Here is a 16957-nt window from a genome sequence, read left to right as displayed (position 1 = left end):
ATGCACGAATTTTTCTCCTTCACCTTTATCCAACATGCGCTAATGGCTGCCGTGCTCGCCAGTATCGCGTGTGGCATCGTTGGGACATTAATTGTCATTAACCAGCTGGTCTTTTTAGCCGGTGGTGTGGCTCATGCAGCGTATGGCGGAGTAGGGGCGGCTATTACTTTGCGCTTACCGCTGTTGCCAACTCTGTTATGTTTTACCAGCTCGACAGCTTTGCTGATGGGGGCTTTGACGGTCAAACGCCGTGAGCGAACGGAGGTCCTAATCGGCGCTTTGTGGGCTGTGGGAATGGCAATCGGTATTTTGCTACTTGATTTCTCTAATGGCTATAACGTTGATTTAATGAGCTATTTATTTGGTAGCATGTTGGCAGTATCATCATTTGACCTATGGGTCATGGCAACGGTAGTCGCACTGATTGTAGTGCTGGCTGTAGTGTTTTACGAAGAGCTTTTGATGATCTCCTTCGATATGGAGTATGCTCGCACGAAGCGAGTGCCCGTCTGGCTCATCTACACCTTATTATTGTTAATGACCGCCTGCGCGACAGTGGTACTGATTCGTGTGGTAGGGATTATTTTGACCATTGCCTTGCTGACGATTCCCTCGTTCATTGGCATGCGCTATGCCGACCGTCTGTGGAAGATGATGGTGATTGCAGCATTGTCGTCATTTGTCTTTTGTGTCGGTGGGTTAATTGCAGCTTACTTTATCGATGTCACCGCGAGCGCTGCGATAATTGTGCTAGAGACTCTCGCGCTTGGCATTATCTTGTTATGTGAGAAATTATCAGAGTTCTGGTATAAGCATAAGCTTTGCAATCAGCTTAATAGCGACTAAGTTAGTCCGCGCTGGATTGTGTTGCATTTAGGCAATCTTGGCATTGGCACTCTAACTCGATTTGATGGCTAGAGAGTGTAAATTGCTCATCGTTGGTGGCATCTTTTAAATGCTGCAAATAGGCATAATCGACATGCGTTTCTTTAATCCGATGGCATTGGCGACAGATTAAAAAAATAGCCACACTATTGGGATCTTCTTCTTTGATGTTGCAGCAGGCCACATAGCCATTGATCGACTTTAATTTATGGACGATACCGATTTGGGCTAAAAAATCGAGGATTCGGTATACCGACATCACTGATAGATTTTCATTTGAATTAATCCGACAAATATCTGCTAACTCATAGGCAGAGAGTGCTTTTGTTGATTGCACTAAATGCGTCAGAACCAGTTGCCGCTTACGTGTAAAATGCAGACCTAAATCCTTACAGCTTGCTTTGGCATAATTCACGATATCGACTAATCGATCCATATCAGTTTTCCCGATTTATAACTCATGTGCGGCGCGAAGGCGCTATTTATCACTGTTTTAATTATGTTATGTTATAACAATTGATGGCTGCTGTTCAACTATTGAAAAGCGCCCACTGGCAAAGTGAGCGCTTTTTAACTGACTAAGAAATGCTAGTGTGCAAGCGGGTAATCGAGGTAACCGAGTGCATCGCCACCATAAAGAAACTCATCGCGTAAAGGGTTCAGAGCAATTTGATGTTTCATCCGATAAGGAAGGTCGGGGTTTGCAATAAAAGGCCGTCCAAAGGCCACTAAATCGGCGTAACCGCGACTTAAAACCCAATCTGCTTTATGCTGGTCGTATTTACCTGCCACAATAATCATATTGGGGAAGATTTCCCGAGCAATGGCCCGAAATTCCTCTGGCACATCAGGTTCAGCGTCCCAGTCCACTTCGGCAAAATGGACAAATCCGATACCTAACTTCGCCATATGCACCATGGCTAATAAGACCGTCTCTGGCGTGTCTGAGTCATCCATTCCGCGAGTCTGATTATGCGGAGCAAACCGCACACACAGTTGCGATGGTGGATAAACATCAACTAACCGGTCAAGAATTTCACACACAAAGCGAATACGATTGTATGGTGAGCCACCGTATTGGTCATCGCGCTGATTGGAGCTTTTGCGCAGGAACTGATCGATGAGATAGCCGTTACCACCATGCAATTCAACGCCATCAAACCCTGCTTCTTTGGCATTGATAGTCGCTTGGACAAAGTCGTCCTGAACTTGCTTAATCTGCGCAAGAGTCATGGCTTGAGGGGCGCTACAGCGAACACTTTGCCCGTTGCCTGATGCATCAGCAATCCACACTCCTGTCCCTTCTGGCGTTTCAATTGCCGAAGGCGCTAACGGAGGCTGTCCATGATGAAAACTTTCATGAGACATGCGTCCGGTGTGCCAAAGCTGTAAAAAGATAACGCCACCTTTGTCGTGTACGGCCTGCGTTACTTTTTGCCAACCCGCAATTTGTTCGCTGGTGTAAATTCCAGGGGTAAATGAATACCCCTGAGCATCTTCACTGACTTGGGTCGCTTCACAGATGATCATGCCCGCTTCGGCGCGTTGAGCGTAATAAGCGGCCATCTGCTCAGTTGGAACATTTCCTGGTTGAGCGGCGCGACAACGTGTCATCGGTGGTACGACAAAACGATTTTTTAATGCAAGATTGCCAAAATTTACAGCGTCAAAAAGCGACTTTTCTGGCTGATTACTCATTGCTCGCCTCGTTTAATGCGCTCATATCTTCATCTGACAGGCTCAACGTTGCAGCCTGCGCCAGTTGTTCTAGCTGAGAAATAGAAGTTGCACTGGCAATTGGAGCCGTAACGCTTGGACGATGCATAATCCAAGCAAGAGCCACAGTTGCCATCGGTACTTGATGGGCATCCGCAACTTTTGCCAGTGCTGCTAGGATCTGCTCACCGCGAGGCGTCATGTATTTACCCAGAAAATCTTTACGCTGTGATTTTTCTAAGTCTGCTTTTGAGTGATATTTGCCGGATAAGAAACCGCTTGCTAATGAGAAGTAGGTTACAACCCCAAGCTCATTTTGCTGGCATACTTTTTCCAAAGCAGATTCATAACCGGCTCTATCAAAGAGGTTATATTCTGGCTGATGGGCAATGTATTGTGGCAGATTTTCGGCTTTAGCGACTTTGAGTGCTTCACTTAGACGTTCGGCGCTGTAGTTAGATGAGGCAATTGCGCCCACTTTGCCATCTTTAATCAGCGTTTCAAATGCGCCAAGTGTTTCTTCTAACGGGGTATTGGTATCGTCTTTATGGGCGTAATAAAGGTCGATATGATCAGTTTGCAGACGTTTGAGTGATTCTTCAGCAGATTTGATGATGTAGTCTTTTTTAAGACCTTCTGAGCCATCACCCATTGGCATCCCAACTTTAGTTGCGACAACCACTTTGTCTCGTTTGCCTGATTTGGCAAACCATCTGCCCATGATTGATTCTGATTCACCACCAACGTGGCCTGGAGCCCAAGCTGAGTATACGTTTGCAGTATCGACCATGTTGATTCCAAGATCGACCAGAGCATCCAGCAATTTAAAAGATTGTTGCTCGTCGGCTGTCCAGCCAAAGACGTTGCCACCAAAAACGATGGGTGCGATTTCGATAGAGCTTTGACCTAACTTACGATATTGCATGTAGATGTCTCCTTTTTATTGTGAGTCAACTGTCAGTGTATTTTGTTTGGTTATATTTGATAATATGGTTTTTAGTTAATAAACTGTTTTGGATTTTTTAACAATGGTTGAGTATATTTCGGACTTACGTTTGTTGTTGGCTATTAGTCGGACCTTGAATTTTCGCCAGGCTGGCGAACAACTTGGTTACTCTCCTGCTGTTGTTACACATCGCATTCAGCGCTTAGAAGCGCTTACCGGTAAGACATTGTTTATCCGATCGACTCGCCATATAAAACTCACTGAAGAGGGTACTGGGCTGGTTAGCTTGGCGGAACAAGTCCTCAAATTAACCGAGAAGATGAATGCTCGAGGTTCATCATTTGATAAAGTTACTAGCGAGCAGTTAAAGGGAACGGTACGGCTATCGGCGCCTCACTCATTTGCTCGATTATTTTTGCTAGAACCCATTAAAATGCTGATGCAAAAGCATCCTCAGTTATCGATTGACTTGGTACTTGAGGATAGTTTGTCAAAATTGATTGAAGAGGGAATTGATATTAGCTTTCGGGTCGGTGGCCACGATGAGACGCATGTTGATGCGGTGCCGCTGCTTAAAGACCAGCGCATTATGTTAGCCAGTCCTGAATACCTGCGTGAGCATCCACAGATAAAGACGCCGCACGACCTTAAGCAACATGTGTGTTTGTCTTATCCACATCTTCGTCAATGGACATTATCCAAAGATAAAAAGACCTACAAAATTGCTTTGGAAAGTGTGATGTTTTGTAATACGGGAGACTACTTAACGTACTTAGCCATGCGGGGCGCAGGAGTTACAATCAAATCGCAGTGGGCAGTGCAGCAGGAATTAGCCGATAACCGCTTGGTCCAAATTCTACCTCAGTATACGATTGGCGAAAAACAAACAGTAAAAGCATTATTTCCCCATCGTGACTATTTACCTGAACGAATTAGTTATGTTTTAGACTTTATTCGTGATTATATTCGTCAACAAGTCCCTCATGATTGGTTACTTGAGTAATGCACGTTATTTGTAAATGGTTATATTGAAAATGAAATATATTGATAAATATAACTATTAACTAATGTATTATGCATCAATAATAATAATTGACACTGAATCATTAGATAAAGATAATCGTCCGCCTTTGTTGTATGTATTAGATGATGGATCATATGCATAAAGTTTATACTCACCAAGGTATAAAGCGGATTTTTTATGCGACGCGCTATTCCATTGATGGATTTCGTTTCGCATATAGAGAAGCTGCTTTTCGACAGGAGTTAATTCTGTCAATATTCCTCGTTGTTTTAACCTTCTTTTTGGATATCTCAAAAGTCGAACAGATCTTATTAGTTGCTAGTTTAGTTTTTGTTCTGATTGTGGAAGTGCTTAATTCTGCAATTGAAGCAGTTGTAGACCGTTTTGGATCTCAATGGAATGAATTTAGCAAAATGGCAAAGGATATGGCATCGGCCGCTGTATTTTTGTCAATTGGCTTAGCAATATTTGTATGGATTAGGGTTTTAGTTTAATGAAGCGGTATTTATCTAAATTAGCTGTATCAAATTCAAAGTTAACGTTAATTTTTTCTCTATTTATTGCAGCCGCACTTAATATGGCTGTTTATTCTGATATATATAAAATTTTAGCTAAACTAGATGATTTTAGTATTGGTTTTGTAATTACCATTCCAATATTTTTTACGTTAGCGTTTAATCTGCTATTTAATGTTATTAGCTGGCCTTATTTAACCAAGCCATTATTTATAGTGTTGGTTATACTTTCGAGCTTTTTAAGCTATGCCGAATACAATTATGGCGTTATCTTCGACAGATCGATGATCCGTAATTTATTTGAGACAAATTCTAGCGAAGCGACCTCATACTTTAGCTCTTATGTATTGCTTTGGGTGATTATCTTAGGCGTTATCCCGGCTGTGATTATCGCGCTAATTCACATCAAACATGAAAGCATACTGAAGTTTAGCTTAAAGAAGCTATTGTCGATGATTTTATCAGTGGTCGGGATTTTACTGATCGCCTACTTTTATTATCAAGATTATTCATCGGTCATTCGTAACCACAAAGTGCTAGAAAAACGTGTGGTGCCGAGTGCATTTTTACACAATAGTTATCGTTATCTGCGTGATGCCTATTTTTCTGAGCCGATTGCCTATCGCAAATTGGGTGAAGATGCCCATCAGAGTCAGCAGGCTTTGTTAGCTGCGACAGAAAAGCCCACGATATTTGTCTTTTTAGTTGGTGAAACGGCCCGAGCGCAAAACTACTCGTTCAATGGTTATGCCCGTCAAACGACGCCGTATACACAGAATCTTAAAAATCGCGTGGTATTTAAAGATTTTGCCAGTTGTGGCACTTCAACAGCTGTCTCGGTTCCGTGCATGTTTTCGCAGATGAATCGCACTAATTTTGACCGAGACCATGCCGATCGCCAAGATAATGCGCTAGATATTCTCAGTCGCGCTAAGGTCGATATCCTGTGGAAAGATAACGATGGTGGTGACAAACGTGTGGCCCAGCGCGTCAAGCTTGAAGAATTGAATACCGATGTTTCATTGCCACACTGCAATGGTCATGTGTGTAATGACCTAGCTTTAATTGAGCATCTAAAAGACGATATTCAATCGATGCATGGTAACCGAATGATATTGCTACATATGATTGGGAGCCATGGCCCAACCTATTTTTGGCGTTATCCAAAGGCATTTGCTTTTTATAAGCCTAATTGCAATCAGGCGGACATTGAAAACTGTAGCGTTAAAGAGATTACCAACACCTATGATAACTCACTGCGCTTTAGTGATTTCGTGTTAAAACAGACTATCGATCAGCTCAGCGCTTTATCATCTGATTACAATGTAGCTGTCATGTATATGTCTGATCACGGTGAGTCACTGGGCGAAAGCGGTCTATTTCTACATGGCACGTCGTATCAATTTGCTCCAGATTTTCAAAAACGAGTGCCGATGATCATGTGGTTTTCTGATGGTTTTATGAGTGCTAAGCACTTAGATTTGAGTTGTATGCGAAAACAAGGCTCTCGAGGCGGGTTTAGTCAGGATTATATCTTTGATTCACTGCTGGGAATTATGGATGTTAAAAGCAAAGTTTACCGACCAAAACAGGACTTGTTTGCAGCATGTCGGACCTAGGAACTGTCGCCCTTTGAGTTCATTTAAACGCATCCTGAACTTTGTTGCACACAGCTCACTTAACTCATTAGGCGGCGCAGATTGCGCCGCGTTCAAAATGCGTTTAATTTGAACAAAATTCAACTATCAAAGATCAATAGTCTCTAGCTGTTAAATCTGTTTTATAATCGCTATACAGCCATCTATGGATGGCTGTTTTTTTATGAAAAATTTTCTTATTAATCAGACGATTAAATATTTTTAAAAATAATTATTCGACAGCCTATCGCTATTGAGCATACTCTTCTATATGATCGCGATCACATTTTAAACTACTTTCTTTAAACACTTGAGCTTGGGGCATGACTTATGAGTCGTTCAGGATTTGCCGCATGGGTGCCAGTGACTACGCTGGCTATCGCCGCGTTTATTTTTAATACCTCAGAATTTGTACCTGTAGGGTTGCTAACTGACATTGGTCACACCTTTTCGATGTCGGCTGCTCAAGTGGGAATTATGCTGACCATTTACGCGTGGTGTGTGGCTTTATTATCAGTGCCATGTTTATTGCTGACTGGTCATATGGAGCGCCGTAAATTATTAATGGGGCTGTTTGCTCTGTTTGTGGTTAGCCATATTTTGTCGACATTTGCCTGGAACTTTCAGATTTTGATGGTTTCTCGTCTTGGTGTTGCTATTGCGCACTCTGTTTTCTGGGCGATAACGCCTTCGCTGGCGGTGCGTATTGCGCCTAAAGGTGGCGAGACAAAAGCAGTTAGCATGGTTGCTTTAGGCGTATCGATTGCGATGATCTTAGGTCTGCCTCTTGGTCGATTAATTGATGAAACCTTTAACTGGCGCGCATCGTTTGCAGCTATTGGTTTTGCTGCCTTGCTGGTCGCCATTTTGCTTTATCGCATATTGCCTGTGATTGAGAGCAAAAATGCAGGCTCAGTTGCAAGTATTCCAGTGCTATTTCGCCGTCCAGCGCTGGTGAGTGTTTATATTCTGGCATTGTTGGTCGTTACTGCTCATTACAGTGCATATAGTTATATTGAACCGTTTATTGAACAGATTGCACGCTTATCAAGCCAATTTGCGACATCTATTTTGTTCGTCTTTGGCATCGCGGGTATTGCTGCCAGCTTTATGTTCAGCTATCTGAACAAACGCTATCCTGGTTTATTGCTTAATGGCGTTGTTGCGATGTTAGCGGTTGTGATGGCTTGCCTATTACCAGTAAGTCGCTCTGAGGGCACAATGAGTCTTTTGGCGCTGGTTTGGGGAATTGCGATAACGTTATTCTTCCTGAGCTTGCAGCTGCGTGTATTGGCGTTAGCTGATGATGCCACAGATGTTGCCATGGCGTTTTTCTCAGGGATTGTGAACCTTGGGATTGGCTCTGGTGCACTGCTTGGTAGTCAGGTTAGTTTGCAGTTAGGAATGGCCCATATTGGCGAAGTAGGCGCATTAGTTGCTGCTGCTGGATTTGTAATGTGTGGCTTCTGTTGCTGGCGTTTTGGTTTGACCTCATCGCTTGTTCATAAACAAAGCAACTGCTAGTAACAACAGCGCGAACCATAACGAGCACCAAGAGCATTAATTGCTCTGATAACGCTCAAAAAATTTAAATCCGATGTCAGTCCTTGATGTCGGATTTTTTGTTTGAATCACATTTTAGCCGCCCAGTTAACCTTAAGGTTTATCTTATAAATCAGATGGTTATTGGTTTTGTGGCGCATATTCTTTTTTTAGGACGGGTCAGACTACAATATAAAGCCGACAGATAGCCCTTCGAATACTCGAAAACTCAACACTAGCAGTTCTTAAAGCGTACCACCTTCGCTATAAATGAGTGCTTTAGCTGCCTGAAAAGCTGTTTGGGCGGGTTGATACTCTTTGGTTGCGCGGCTTTGATATTGGCTGCTGGCAATGGCGCCATCAATTAATAGTAACAACATGACACTGACTCGCTCAGCGGGTTCTCTCTTAAGACATAATCGTAAAATGTGCTGAATTTTTTCGGTGAGTGCGCTTTTAAAATTGCAGTTATAAAGAGCTATTTGTGGATATTGTTGGCCATATTCTAAACTTGAGCGCGTAAATAAACAGCCATTGTAGTCATCGCTGGCAAACCACTGCGCATAATAATGGAACAATGTGTAGAGCTTTTCTTTGGCTGAGTTGGCTTGAGCTAATTGTTGGTTTAAATCGGCTAAAAAGCTATTTAAGCGCTGCTCTAGAATAGCCTCTATCAGGCTAATTTTATCTGGAAAATATCGATAGAACGTCATTTTGCCAATGTTTGCGTAGGCGACAATCTGATCAATGCTTGGAGAGCGAAAGCCTTCACGGTTAAAAAGCTTGGCGCTTTGCTCGATAAGCTGTTCTCGTTTTGTATTCATGCTGACTTTTCGTTATTACTGCCCTTGAGGGGTATTTAAACGCATCTTGAGCTTTGTTGCACTTTGTTTGCTTAACTCAAAAGCCCTACATAAGATGTGTTAAATTTGCACAAAATTAAACCATTTAAGTTCAAAAGCCCCTAATTAATACTATTTAGTATTGTTTTAGATTCTACCTTATTGAGTTGATCTAGCACAATTTAAACTGATTAATCCTCATTATTCACTATCCATCTTCAATAACAGGTTTATGATGATACGATTTAGTATCATCGGTGGGGAACGCTTTATGCCTTATTTGTGTCTCGCTTTGGCGGCGATGTTCTGGGGCGGTAACTATGTTGTTGGACACTTACTCGTTGCGCACAGTAATCCATTTATTTTAACGCAAGCGCGTTGGCTGATAACGGCACTGCTACTCTGCGCTTTATATTGGCGTCCGATTCAACGAAATTGGTCGCTGATTCGCCAAAACTTCCTTGTCGTTGCGATGTTATCACTGTTCGGCCAAGTTCTATTTCCTCTGACTTTGTACATTGGTCTGCAATATACATCATCGCTGAATGCGGCCATTTATATGTCGACCACGCCGGCGATGGTATTGGTGATTAATGTGCTTATTTTTAAAGAACATATTCATAGGAACAGCATTTGGGGCGTGATCTTTTCAACGCTTGGCGTTGTTTTTTTGCTCGCTAAAGGACACTTAAGCGGATTGGCTGGACTGGCGAGCCTTAATCGCGGGGATTTATGGACGATGGGTTCGGCGCTAAGTTGGGCATTTTATTGCGCCTTTTTACGTTTGAAAAATAAGCAGATTAATGGCCAAGCTTTTGTGGGCGTGAGCTCCTTATTAGGCGCGATTATTTTAATTCCGGTCACGCTGATTGCCTTAACGGTTAACATGCCAAACAGCATTGCTGCGTATCTGCAATGGGGATTTTTACTTGGTTTAGGCTATCTGATTATCTTTCCTTCGTGGCTGTCTTATGTGTTCTGGAACAAAGGCATTGGCGAAATAGGCGCGACTCGCGGGGAGATTTATACCCACATTATTCCGCTTTCTGGAGGGATTTTTAGTATCTGGTTTACGGCTGTGACCTTGCACTGGTATCACTTAGTTAGTGCTGCTTTGATTATTTTGGGGATCTGGTTGTGCTCTAAAAAGCGCCAGAAAAAACTTCATCAGCACCCAGCGGTAGCTGATGAAGTTGAATCTATTTAGTCACATCCTGATAATAAACCATTCCAGGAGCCGTTCCTTGAATGAAGCCTTTCACATTGTCGCGAAGAGCCAGTAATTTGCGCGTTTGCAGACCGATAACAAATGGTGAGTTATCTCGGACTTCTGTTTGCAACGTTTTATAAATTTTTGTGCGTTTAGCCGGAACTGGTTCAGCCAATGCGGCTAGCGTCTGTTTATTGAGCGTTGGAATATGCCAGTTTGCCCGCCAAGCCAGGGTTTTGTTTTGACCATCTTCAGGGTTATAAGCAAATGCTGAAGCGTTGGTGTGTGGGTCAAAATAATCCGGTCCCCAGAAATTAATGGTTGCCTGATAATTATGCTCTTTCACCTGACTTGAAACCTGTGAGCTAATTGCCTGTTGCAGCGTGACTTTAATGCCTGCTTTAGCAAAGCTATCTTGCAGTGCTTGGGCAATATCAGCAAAAGGAGGCTGGTTGTTTACTAACAGTTTAAAGTGCGCGTTTTTAATCCCCGCTGATTTTAAGATCTGTTTAGCTTTGCTTGGGTCGAAGTGATATGGGTTATCGCTTAACGCACCTTTAAAGCCAATGGGTAAAAATGACTGGTGAACCTGAAACTGATCGCGCATCAAATCGTGAGCAATGCCTTTATAGTCAAATGCCCAGCGAGCGGCTTGCCAGAATTTAGGGTTGGCTAATGTTTTACTCGCTTTGGTATTAAACATCAGATAATAAACGGTTGCGTATGGCAGCGAGAGCGTTTTAACTCCCGATTTTTTAGCCAGCGATGCAATCTGATCTGATCCTAAGTTACGAGCGATATCAGCATCGCCTTGTTCGACTAACAGCTGGCGAGTTGCAGTATCCGGAACGTTTTTAATCAGCACCATCGGTGTTTTGGGCGCGCCACCCGGAGAGCTTGGGTTTGCTTGAAGCAACAATACCTTATGAGGAACATAGCGTTTGATGCTGTAGGCGCCGCTTCCGGCTGAATGCATTTTTAACCAGCCACTGGCTAAGTCATTATCTTTAGCATGGCTCATCGCTGTTTTTTCATCGATAATCGACGCCACTGGCGCAGATAACACGGCTAACGCAACCTGCGGGCTAATGGCTTTATCCCAGCTAACGGTGACCTGATGCGGGCCAGTTTGTTTAACGTAGTTATCGACATTTTTTGCATTCCAGCCTAACTGAGCGATGATAAATGCTGGCGACTGGTTGAGTTTAATGACTCTGGTTAGCGAAAAGATAACGTCTTTCGGACGAACCGGGTTGCCGCTGGCAAAGGTCGCATCCGCTTTTAAATCAAACACAATCTGGTGTTTGTCGATTTTCCAAGACTTTGCTAACCCGGCAATTAATTGGGTTGGCTGTTTTGGATTTGGCTGAATGAGTCGCTGATAAGTATTGTAGATACTCTGTATCGATGACAATTCAAATCCTGTCCCAGGGTCAAGGCTAATCACATCATCTAGAGATTGAGCGACGACAATAACCTTATTGGGGGTGGCCGCTTGAACTGTGATGGCAGCACTGCTTAGAGCCAAACACAATGCAACAAGTGTTTTACGCATAAATCTTCCTTGCTAGTTAACAACTGCGCTTATGTAAAATAAGCGACTCATAAAAATTCTGTTTAATCATTTTAGTTAATCGGCGTAATCGTGCAGTTGTGCAATTTTGCCCGCTTGCATGATAGCTGCATGGTCACACATATAATCAATCACATCAGGATCGTGGCTGACCAGAATCATCGTCAGATGATGACGGCTTTTTAGCTCGTTTAACAAATTTAAGATCTCTGCCTGAACTGACATATCCAAAGCGGATGTTGGCTCATCCAGAAGTAATAATTCAGGTTCAAGTAATAACGCTCGAACAATGGCGACTCGCTGGCGTTGTCCACCGGATAGCTGATGGGGATAACGGTCAATCATCTCGGTTGTTAATCCCACTTGTTCAAAGCCCTGACTTAGACGATCGTCAATGTCTTTAACGCCCAATAATTTTAAAGGTTCGCTTAAGGTCCGGCGCAGTCGATGTTTGGGGTGCAATGAGGCATAGGGGTCTTGAAACACCATCTGCACTTGTCGGCGCAGTTTACCGGTAAATGGTTTGCCATTTTTAACCGGTTGGCCGAGCATTTTGATCTGGCCATCCCAATGTGGGTTAAGTCCAGCCAGTACCCATAACAGCGAGGACTTTCCGCATCCCGATGGACCAACCAGCCCAAAACATTCGCCACTTTGTACATTAAAGCTAACATCATGTACCACCGTGTTTCGTTGATGGCCCATTACATGGGTGACATTGACATGGTTAAGTTCAAGCTGATTCATCAAGTTTCTCCAGCTCTGCTCGGTCTAAAACAGGCAGACTCTGGCCTCGTTTATTGCGATTGGGGCGGCAAGACCAAAGTGTTTTGGTATACGGATGCTGAGCATTGGGTAACTCTTTGGCTGGTAGACGGTCAACGATTTTCCCTTGATACATCACCAGTACTCGCTCTGAGTAATCGGCAACCTGCTCAAGGTCGTGACTGATTAATAAAAGCCCCATGTTGCGCTCATCGACCAGCTTGTAGATAAGCTCTAAAACCTGATCGCGTACCGCGTGATCAAGCGCCGAAGTTGGCTCATCGGCAATCAATAGCTGTGGGTCATTGATTAATGCGATGGCGAGCATCACCCGTTGTCCCATCCCTCCTGAGAGTTGATGCGGATACATTTTTTTTAGTTGTTTTGGGTTTTTAAGGCCGACCGCATCCAGCATCGCTTCTACTTTCTCTTGGCGTTCGCGATGGGATAATTTCTGATGCAAAATCAGAGGCTCTTCAACTTGACGGCCAATGCTATGCGTTGGGTTGAGTGCGTATTTAGGATCCTGTAGCACCATGGTAACGTCGTTACCGCGCAGCCGATTCCACTGGCGCACCTTAAAGCTAAGCACATCTTGCTCAAGCACGTTAAGCGTGTCGGCTCTGACTGACAAGGATTCAGGCAACAGCCCCATTAGACTGCGCGCGGTCAGTGATTTACCTGAACCTGACTCACCAACGAGGGCCACTCGCTCGCGAGCAATCGAAAAATCAATGCCTTTAACCAGCGTCTTGTTATTGCTGGCAAGGGCAATCTGAAGGTTTTTGGCGGTGATTAAAGTATCAGTCATTGCGTGGATCCATTTTATCGCGAAGGCCATCCCCTAATAGGTTAAATGCCAGACTCGCCAGCAAAATAGCAAGCCCTGGGACTGCTGCAACCCACCACTGATCGAAAATGACTCGGCTACCACTGGCAACCATCGAGCCCCATTCGGCCGTTGGCGGCTGAATGCCCATGCCTAAGAAGCCAAGACCTGCAGCTGAGAGAATAATTCCGCCTAAATTGAGCGCAGCCCGAATAATCGCACTGGGTAAGGTTAGCGGTAAAATATGGCCGATAATCAGCCGCCAGCCAGTGATCCCTTGCATTTTGGCAGCCGCTAGATAATCACTACGGCGCAGCGCTAAAGTTTCACTACGAGCTTGGCGAGCAAATGATGGCCAACTGGTAAAGGCTAGCGCCAATGCGCCATTCATTAATCCTGGCCCTAAAACTGAGACCAGAGCCAAAGCGATAACTAGGCTTGGCAGTGACATCACAATATCGGTCAGGCGCATCAAGATGCGCTCTGTCCAGCCACCAAAGTAGCCTGCACAAATACCGACCGCAAGACCCACCGGTACAGTGATGACAACTACCAGTGAGACAAGAATTAGCGTTGGCCGAGCGCCAAACAGCACTCGCGAGAGCAGGTCGCGACCAAATCGGTCGGTGCCCAGCCAATGCTGCGCATCAGGAGCTAGCAGTCGCTGACTGATGTGTTGCACGTTTGGGTCATACGGGGACAAGAGTGGGGCAAATAGCGCAAAGGCAATTAACACCACCACCAATGCTAGGCCCAGATTAAAAGTGTTAAACCAACGTAGCCATTGCCAGCGGTTGGATATCGATCTTGAGTGATTCATCGCGTTCTCGGGTCGACCCAGCGGGTTAATGCATCAGCAAGTGCATTGAGTAAAACAAAACAGGTGCCAATTAAAAGGGTGGAGCCCAATATGGCTGGCGTATCAGAGGCAAAAAGAGCCTGAGTGAGATAGCGCCCTAATCCTGGCCAGGCAAAGACGGTTTCGGTAAGCACCGCACCTTCTAATAAACTGGTGTATGACAGTGCTAAAACAGTAATCAAAGTGCCTAGTACATTAGGGAAAACATGTTTGCACAGAATTCTGAGGTCGCTAGCGCCTTTGGCTTTGGCTAAGATGACATACTCTTTGTTGCGCTCTTCAAGCAGTGATGCTCGAAGCAATCGCGTGATAGAGGCCATCGACAATAGCGCTAATACCGCGGTAGGCAGCCATAAATGGGCTATCGCATTTTTTAAGATAGCTGGATCGCCACTTCGAATCGCATCAAGCAAAATAAAGCCGCTATTTTGAGTCATCGTGTAGGTATAGATGTCATCTAAACGGCCAGGGCCTGCTGACCAATGCCAGGTCGCATAAAAGAGTAATAAGCCTAGTAAGCCGAGCCAAAATACAGGCACCGAATAGCCTAACAGCGAGATCAGCCGTGCCAGATGATCGATGATGCTCCCGGGTTTAAATGCCGCCAGCATGGCGAGGGTAATGCCAAACAAGGCACCAAAAAACATCGCGCAGGTTGCCAGCTCCAACGTAGCCGGGAACGCACTTTTTAAGTCGTTTAATACCGGTTGTTGGGTAATTTGCGAAACGCCTAAATCCCCGTGGCTCAGTCGGTCTACGTAATGAAAAAACTGAATGGGCAGCGGTTTATCTAGGCCTAACTTGTGTCGAGCCTGTTCATAGGTCGCTTGACTGGCATGATCGCCAACCAATTGCAACGCCGGGTCGATGGGAGCTGCGCGTGAAAGGGCAAAGGTAAATACCAAAAGCCCTAGTAGCGTTAGGATTAAGGCAACGAGGCCGCTCACCCATGAGCGGCCAGTGCTTAACCAAGAACGATGTGGACCGTCAGCGGAGCGTATCGTTTGAGTCATTATTTAGTCACGTTCTGATAGTAAACCATATCCGGAGTGATCCCTTGAATATAGCCTTTGATAGTCGAGCGCATGGCAACTAATTTTTTGTTTTGTAGACCCAAAACAAATGGTGAATTAGCACGAACTTTGCGCTGTAGTTGCTGATAAATTTTAACGCGTTTGGCATCATCGGTTGCCGCTCGAGCTTGTAGAGTTAATTTATTCAGCTGTGGAATTTCCCAGTTTGCCCGCCACGCCAGTGTTTTACTGCCATTGTCGGGATTATAAGCAAAGGCAGATGCATTGGTGTTCGGGTCAAAATAATCAGGCCCCCACGCAGTTAAATCTGCTTCATAGTTGTGCTGTTTCACTTCACTTGAAACCTGTGAGCTAACGCCTGGAATAATTTCAACTTTAATTCCGGCTTTAGCAAAGCTTGCCTGTAAGGCCTGGGCAATATCCAAATATGGCGGTTGGTTACTAACAACCAATTTAAAGTGCGGATTTTTAATCCCGGCTTTTTGCAAAATTGCTTTCGCTTTGGCTGGGTTATAGTGATACGGCTGGTCTGTTAAAGCACCTTTAAAGCCAGCGGGTAAAAAGGCCTGTTGGACTTGGAATTGGCCTTTGAGCAGGTCTTGTGCAATCCCTTTGTAGTCAAATGCCCAGCGAGCTGCTTGCCAGAATTTAGGATTTGCTAATACCGGGTTGTTTTTCGCTTTGGTATTAAACATCAAATAATAGATAGAGGCATAAGGCAGTGCTTCGGTTCTAATTGCTGATTTATGGCTGAGCGATGCGAACTGATCGCTGCCTAAATTGCGGATAATATCAGCATCCCCCTGCTCTAATAACAGCGCTCGGGTTGCCGCATCTGGCACATTTTTAAGCAAAACGTATTTCATTTTTGCCTTGCCAGCTGGAGAGCTTGGATTCGCTTGCATCAGTAGCACTTGATGGGGCACATATTTGGCAATCACAAAAGCGCCACTGCCCGCTGAATGGGTGTTTAGCCACTGGTGGCCAAAATCACCATTTTGCGCATGCGCTTGGACTGTTTTAGCATCTACAATGGATGAAACAGGCGCAGATAAAAGGCTCAGTGCCAGTGATGGGCCGATATTAACATTCCAACTAATTTTAACTTTATTAGGACCGACCTTTTTCAGGTAACCATCGACATTATCTTTATCCCAGCCGAGCTGAGTAAGAATAAAAGAGGGTGCCAGGTTGAGCTTAACCACCCGCGCTAAACTAAAAATAACATCTTCTGGGCGCACTGGATTGCCACTGGCAAATTTAGCATCATTGCGCAGTGTAAAAGTCAGACTATGGGCGCTTGACTGCCAGCTTTTAGCAAGGGTTGGCATCAGCTCAGTCGGTTTGAGTGGATTTGCCTGAACCAATCGTTGATAGAGGTTGGTAAAACTTTGCACTGAGGTTAGCTCAAAGCCTTGAGCAGGATCGAGGCTTGTTACGTCATCGAGCGATTGAGCAACAACTAGCGTATTAGCGGGCGTTTTGGCATAAGCGCTCCCTAATGTTCCAGCAATGGTTAATAAACCTGCGATAATCAGTTTGTTCATCTTTTTGTCATCTTGTCATGTTTGGGTGCTAGT

16 protein-coding genes are annotated in these 16957 nt (G+C 44.5%); 6 read left to right on the top strand and 10 right to left on the bottom strand.

All coding sequences use genetic code 11. The features are described from left to right. Complete coding sequence (locus tag ABTQ23_RS11790) at positions 1 to 846, top strand: metal ABC transporter permease (RefSeq protein ID WP_408615935.1); 846 nt, start codon at positions 1 to 3, stop codon at positions 844 to 846. 1 nt (position 847) lies between these two features. Here the strand turns inward: ABTQ23_RS11790 and ABTQ23_RS11785 are convergent, their stop codons facing one another. From ABTQ23_RS11785 to ABTQ23_RS11775, 3 genes are all read right to left on the bottom strand, one after another. Beyond that, positions 848 to 1321, bottom strand: coding sequence for a Fur family transcriptional regulator (locus ABTQ23_RS11785; RefSeq protein WP_408615934.1), 474 nt, complete (start codon positions 1319 to 1321; stop codon positions 848 to 850). A gap of 152 nt (positions 1322 to 1473) precedes the next feature. Further along, a complete protein-coding gene (locus ABTQ23_RS11780) occupies positions 1474 to 2583 on the bottom strand; it encodes an alkene reductase (RefSeq protein WP_408615933.1) in 1110 nt (369 codons plus the stop codon). Next, positions 2576 to 3526 (bottom strand): aldo/keto reductase, encoded by a 951-nt coding sequence (locus ABTQ23_RS11775; protein WP_408615932.1) that lies wholly within the window; start codon positions 3524 to 3526, stop codon positions 2576 to 2578. Before ABTQ23_RS11775 ends, ABTQ23_RS11780 begins: the two co-directional genes overlap by 8 nt. 103 nt (positions 3527 to 3629) lie before the next feature. Between ABTQ23_RS11775 and ABTQ23_RS11770 the strand changes: the two genes are divergently transcribed. From ABTQ23_RS11770 to ABTQ23_RS11755, 4 genes are all read left to right on the top strand, one after another. Continuing rightward, positions 3630 to 4550, top strand: a complete 921-nt coding sequence (locus ABTQ23_RS11770; RefSeq protein ID WP_408615931.1) for a LysR family transcriptional regulator — start codon at positions 3630 to 3632, stop codon at positions 4548 to 4550. 155 nt (positions 4551 to 4705) lie between these two features. Further along, the gene (locus ABTQ23_RS11765; RefSeq protein ID WP_408615930.1) at positions 4706 to 5065 is read left to right on the top strand and encodes a diacylglycerol kinase; all 360 of its coding nucleotides are present in this window, start codon (positions 4706 to 4708) and stop codon (positions 5063 to 5065) included. Beyond that, positions 5065 to 6705 (top strand): phosphoethanolamine transferase, encoded by a 1641-nt coding sequence (locus tag ABTQ23_RS11760; RefSeq protein ID WP_408615929.1) that lies wholly within the window; start codon positions 5065 to 5067, stop codon positions 6703 to 6705. The genes ABTQ23_RS11765 and ABTQ23_RS11760 overlap by 1 nt, the downstream gene beginning before the upstream one ends. Before the next feature lie 348 nt (positions 6706 to 7053). Further along, complete coding sequence (locus ABTQ23_RS11755) at positions 7054 to 8247, top strand: sugar transporter (protein WP_408615928.1); 1194 nt, start codon at positions 7054 to 7056, stop codon at positions 8245 to 8247. 263 nt (positions 8248 to 8510) lie between these two features. On the opposite strand, the gene ABTQ23_RS11750 is transcribed toward ABTQ23_RS11755, so the two are convergent. After that, positions 8511 to 9089: a TetR/AcrR family transcriptional regulator gene (locus ABTQ23_RS11750; protein ID WP_408615927.1), complete on the bottom strand. Its 579-nt coding sequence runs from the start codon at positions 9087 to 9089 to the stop codon at positions 8511 to 8513. Between the two features lie 289 nt (positions 9090 to 9378). Here ABTQ23_RS11750 and ABTQ23_RS11745 point away from each other — a divergent pair, with 289 nt between their 5' ends. After that, the gene (locus ABTQ23_RS11745) at positions 9379 to 10314 is read left to right on the top strand and encodes a DMT family transporter (RefSeq protein WP_408616039.1); all 936 of its coding nucleotides are present in this window, start codon (positions 9379 to 9381) and stop codon (positions 10312 to 10314) included. On the opposite strand, the gene ABTQ23_RS11740 is transcribed toward ABTQ23_RS11745, so the two are convergent. The 6 genes from ABTQ23_RS11740 to ABTQ23_RS11715 all read right to left on the bottom strand — a co-directional run bounded on the left by ABTQ23_RS11740 (position 10307) and on the right by ABTQ23_RS11715 (position 16924). Beyond that, a complete protein-coding gene (locus ABTQ23_RS11740) occupies positions 10307 to 11872 on the bottom strand; it encodes an ABC transporter substrate-binding protein (RefSeq protein ID WP_408615926.1) in 1566 nt (521 codons plus the stop codon). The genes ABTQ23_RS11745 and ABTQ23_RS11740 overlap by 8 nt on opposite strands. A gap of 75 nt (positions 11873 to 11947) precedes the next feature. Continuing rightward, positions 11948 to 12637 (bottom strand): ABC transporter ATP-binding protein, encoded by a 690-nt coding sequence (locus tag ABTQ23_RS11735; protein WP_408615925.1) that lies wholly within the window; start codon positions 12635 to 12637, stop codon positions 11948 to 11950. Beyond that, entirely contained in the window at positions 12624 to 13466 is an 843-nt protein-coding gene (locus ABTQ23_RS11730) for an ABC transporter ATP-binding protein (protein WP_408615924.1), read from the bottom strand. The genes ABTQ23_RS11735 and ABTQ23_RS11730 overlap by 14 nt, the downstream gene beginning before the upstream one ends. Further along, on the bottom strand, positions 13459 to 14304 hold the full coding sequence (locus ABTQ23_RS11725) for an ABC transporter permease (RefSeq protein WP_408615923.1): 846 nt from the start codon (positions 14302 to 14304) through the stop codon (positions 13459 to 13461). The genes ABTQ23_RS11730 and ABTQ23_RS11725 overlap by 8 nt, the downstream gene beginning before the upstream one ends. Beyond that, positions 14301 to 15356, bottom strand: coding sequence for an ABC transporter permease (locus tag ABTQ23_RS11720; protein ID WP_408615922.1), 1056 nt, complete (start codon positions 15354 to 15356; stop codon positions 14301 to 14303). The genes ABTQ23_RS11725 and ABTQ23_RS11720 overlap by 4 nt, the downstream gene beginning before the upstream one ends. Then, positions 15356 to 16924: an ABC transporter substrate-binding protein gene (locus ABTQ23_RS11715; protein ID WP_408615921.1), complete on the bottom strand. Its 1569-nt coding sequence runs from the start codon at positions 16922 to 16924 to the stop codon at positions 15356 to 15358. The genes ABTQ23_RS11720 and ABTQ23_RS11715 overlap by 1 nt, the downstream gene beginning before the upstream one ends. Between the last annotated feature and the right edge of the window lie 33 nt (positions 16925 to 16957).

This window comes from Celerinatantimonas sediminis (assembly GCF_046054195.1).
Taxonomy (GTDB): domain Bacteria; phylum Pseudomonadota; class Gammaproteobacteria; order Enterobacterales; family Celerinatantimonadaceae; genus Celerinatantimonas.
Note: the sequence above shows the minus strand (reverse complement) of the source record. Positions and strands in the feature narration are given on the sequence as shown.

Bases quoted from the DNA above. Each gene is read 5' to 3' on its own strand.
- ABTQ23_RS11750 (WP_408615927.1), bottom strand. From the start codon at position 9,089: ATGAATACAAAACGAGAACAGCTTATCGAGCAAAGCGCCAAGCTTTTT.
- ABTQ23_RS11740 (WP_408615926.1), bottom strand. From the start codon at position 11,872: ATGCGTAAAACACTTGTTGCATTGTGTTTGGCTCTAAGCAGTGCTGCC.
- ABTQ23_RS11785 (WP_408615934.1), bottom strand. From the start codon at position 1,321: ATGGATCGATTAGTCGATATCGTGAATTATGCCAAAGCAAGCTGTAAG.
- ABTQ23_RS11770 (WP_408615931.1), top strand. From the start codon at position 3,630: ATGGTTGAGTATATTTCGGACTTACGTTTGTTGTTGGCTATTAGTCGG.
- ABTQ23_RS11755 (WP_408615928.1), top strand. From the start codon at position 7,054: ATGAGTCGTTCAGGATTTGCCGCATGGGTGCCAGTGACTACGCTGGCT.
- ABTQ23_RS11790 (WP_408615935.1), top strand. From the start codon at position 1: ATGCACGAATTTTTCTCCTTCACCTTTATCCAACATGCGCTAATGGCT.
- ABTQ23_RS11735 (WP_408615925.1), bottom strand. From the start codon at position 12,637: ATGAATCAGCTTGAACTTAACCATGTCAATGTCACCCATGTAATGGGC.
- ABTQ23_RS11720 (WP_408615922.1), bottom strand. From the start codon at position 15,356: ATGACTCAAACGATACGCTCCGCTGACGGTCCACATCGTTCTTGGTTA.
- ABTQ23_RS11780 (WP_408615933.1), bottom strand. From the start codon at position 2,583: ATGAGTAATCAGCCAGAAAAGTCGCTTTTTGACGCTGTAAATTTTGGC.
- ABTQ23_RS11745 (WP_408616039.1), top strand. From the start codon at position 9,379: ATGCCTTATTTGTGTCTCGCTTTGGCGGCGATGTTCTGGGGCGGTAAC.
- ABTQ23_RS11715 (WP_408615921.1), bottom strand. From the start codon at position 16,924: ATGAACAAACTGATTATCGCAGGTTTATTAACCATTGCTGGAACATTA.
- ABTQ23_RS11775 (WP_408615932.1), bottom strand. From the start codon at position 3,526: ATGCAATATCGTAAGTTAGGTCAAAGCTCTATCGAAATCGCACCCATC.
- ABTQ23_RS11730 (WP_408615924.1), bottom strand. From the start codon at position 13,466: ATGACTGATACTTTAATCACCGCCAAAAACCTTCAGATTGCCCTTGCC.
- ABTQ23_RS11760 (WP_408615929.1), top strand. From the start codon at position 5,065: ATGAAGCGGTATTTATCTAAATTAGCTGTATCAAATTCAAAGTTAACG.
- ABTQ23_RS11725 (WP_408615923.1), bottom strand. From the start codon at position 14,304: ATGAATCACTCAAGATCGATATCCAACCGCTGGCAATGGCTACGTTGG.
- ABTQ23_RS11765 (WP_408615930.1), top strand. From the start codon at position 4,706: ATGCATAAAGTTTATACTCACCAAGGTATAAAGCGGATTTTTTATGCG.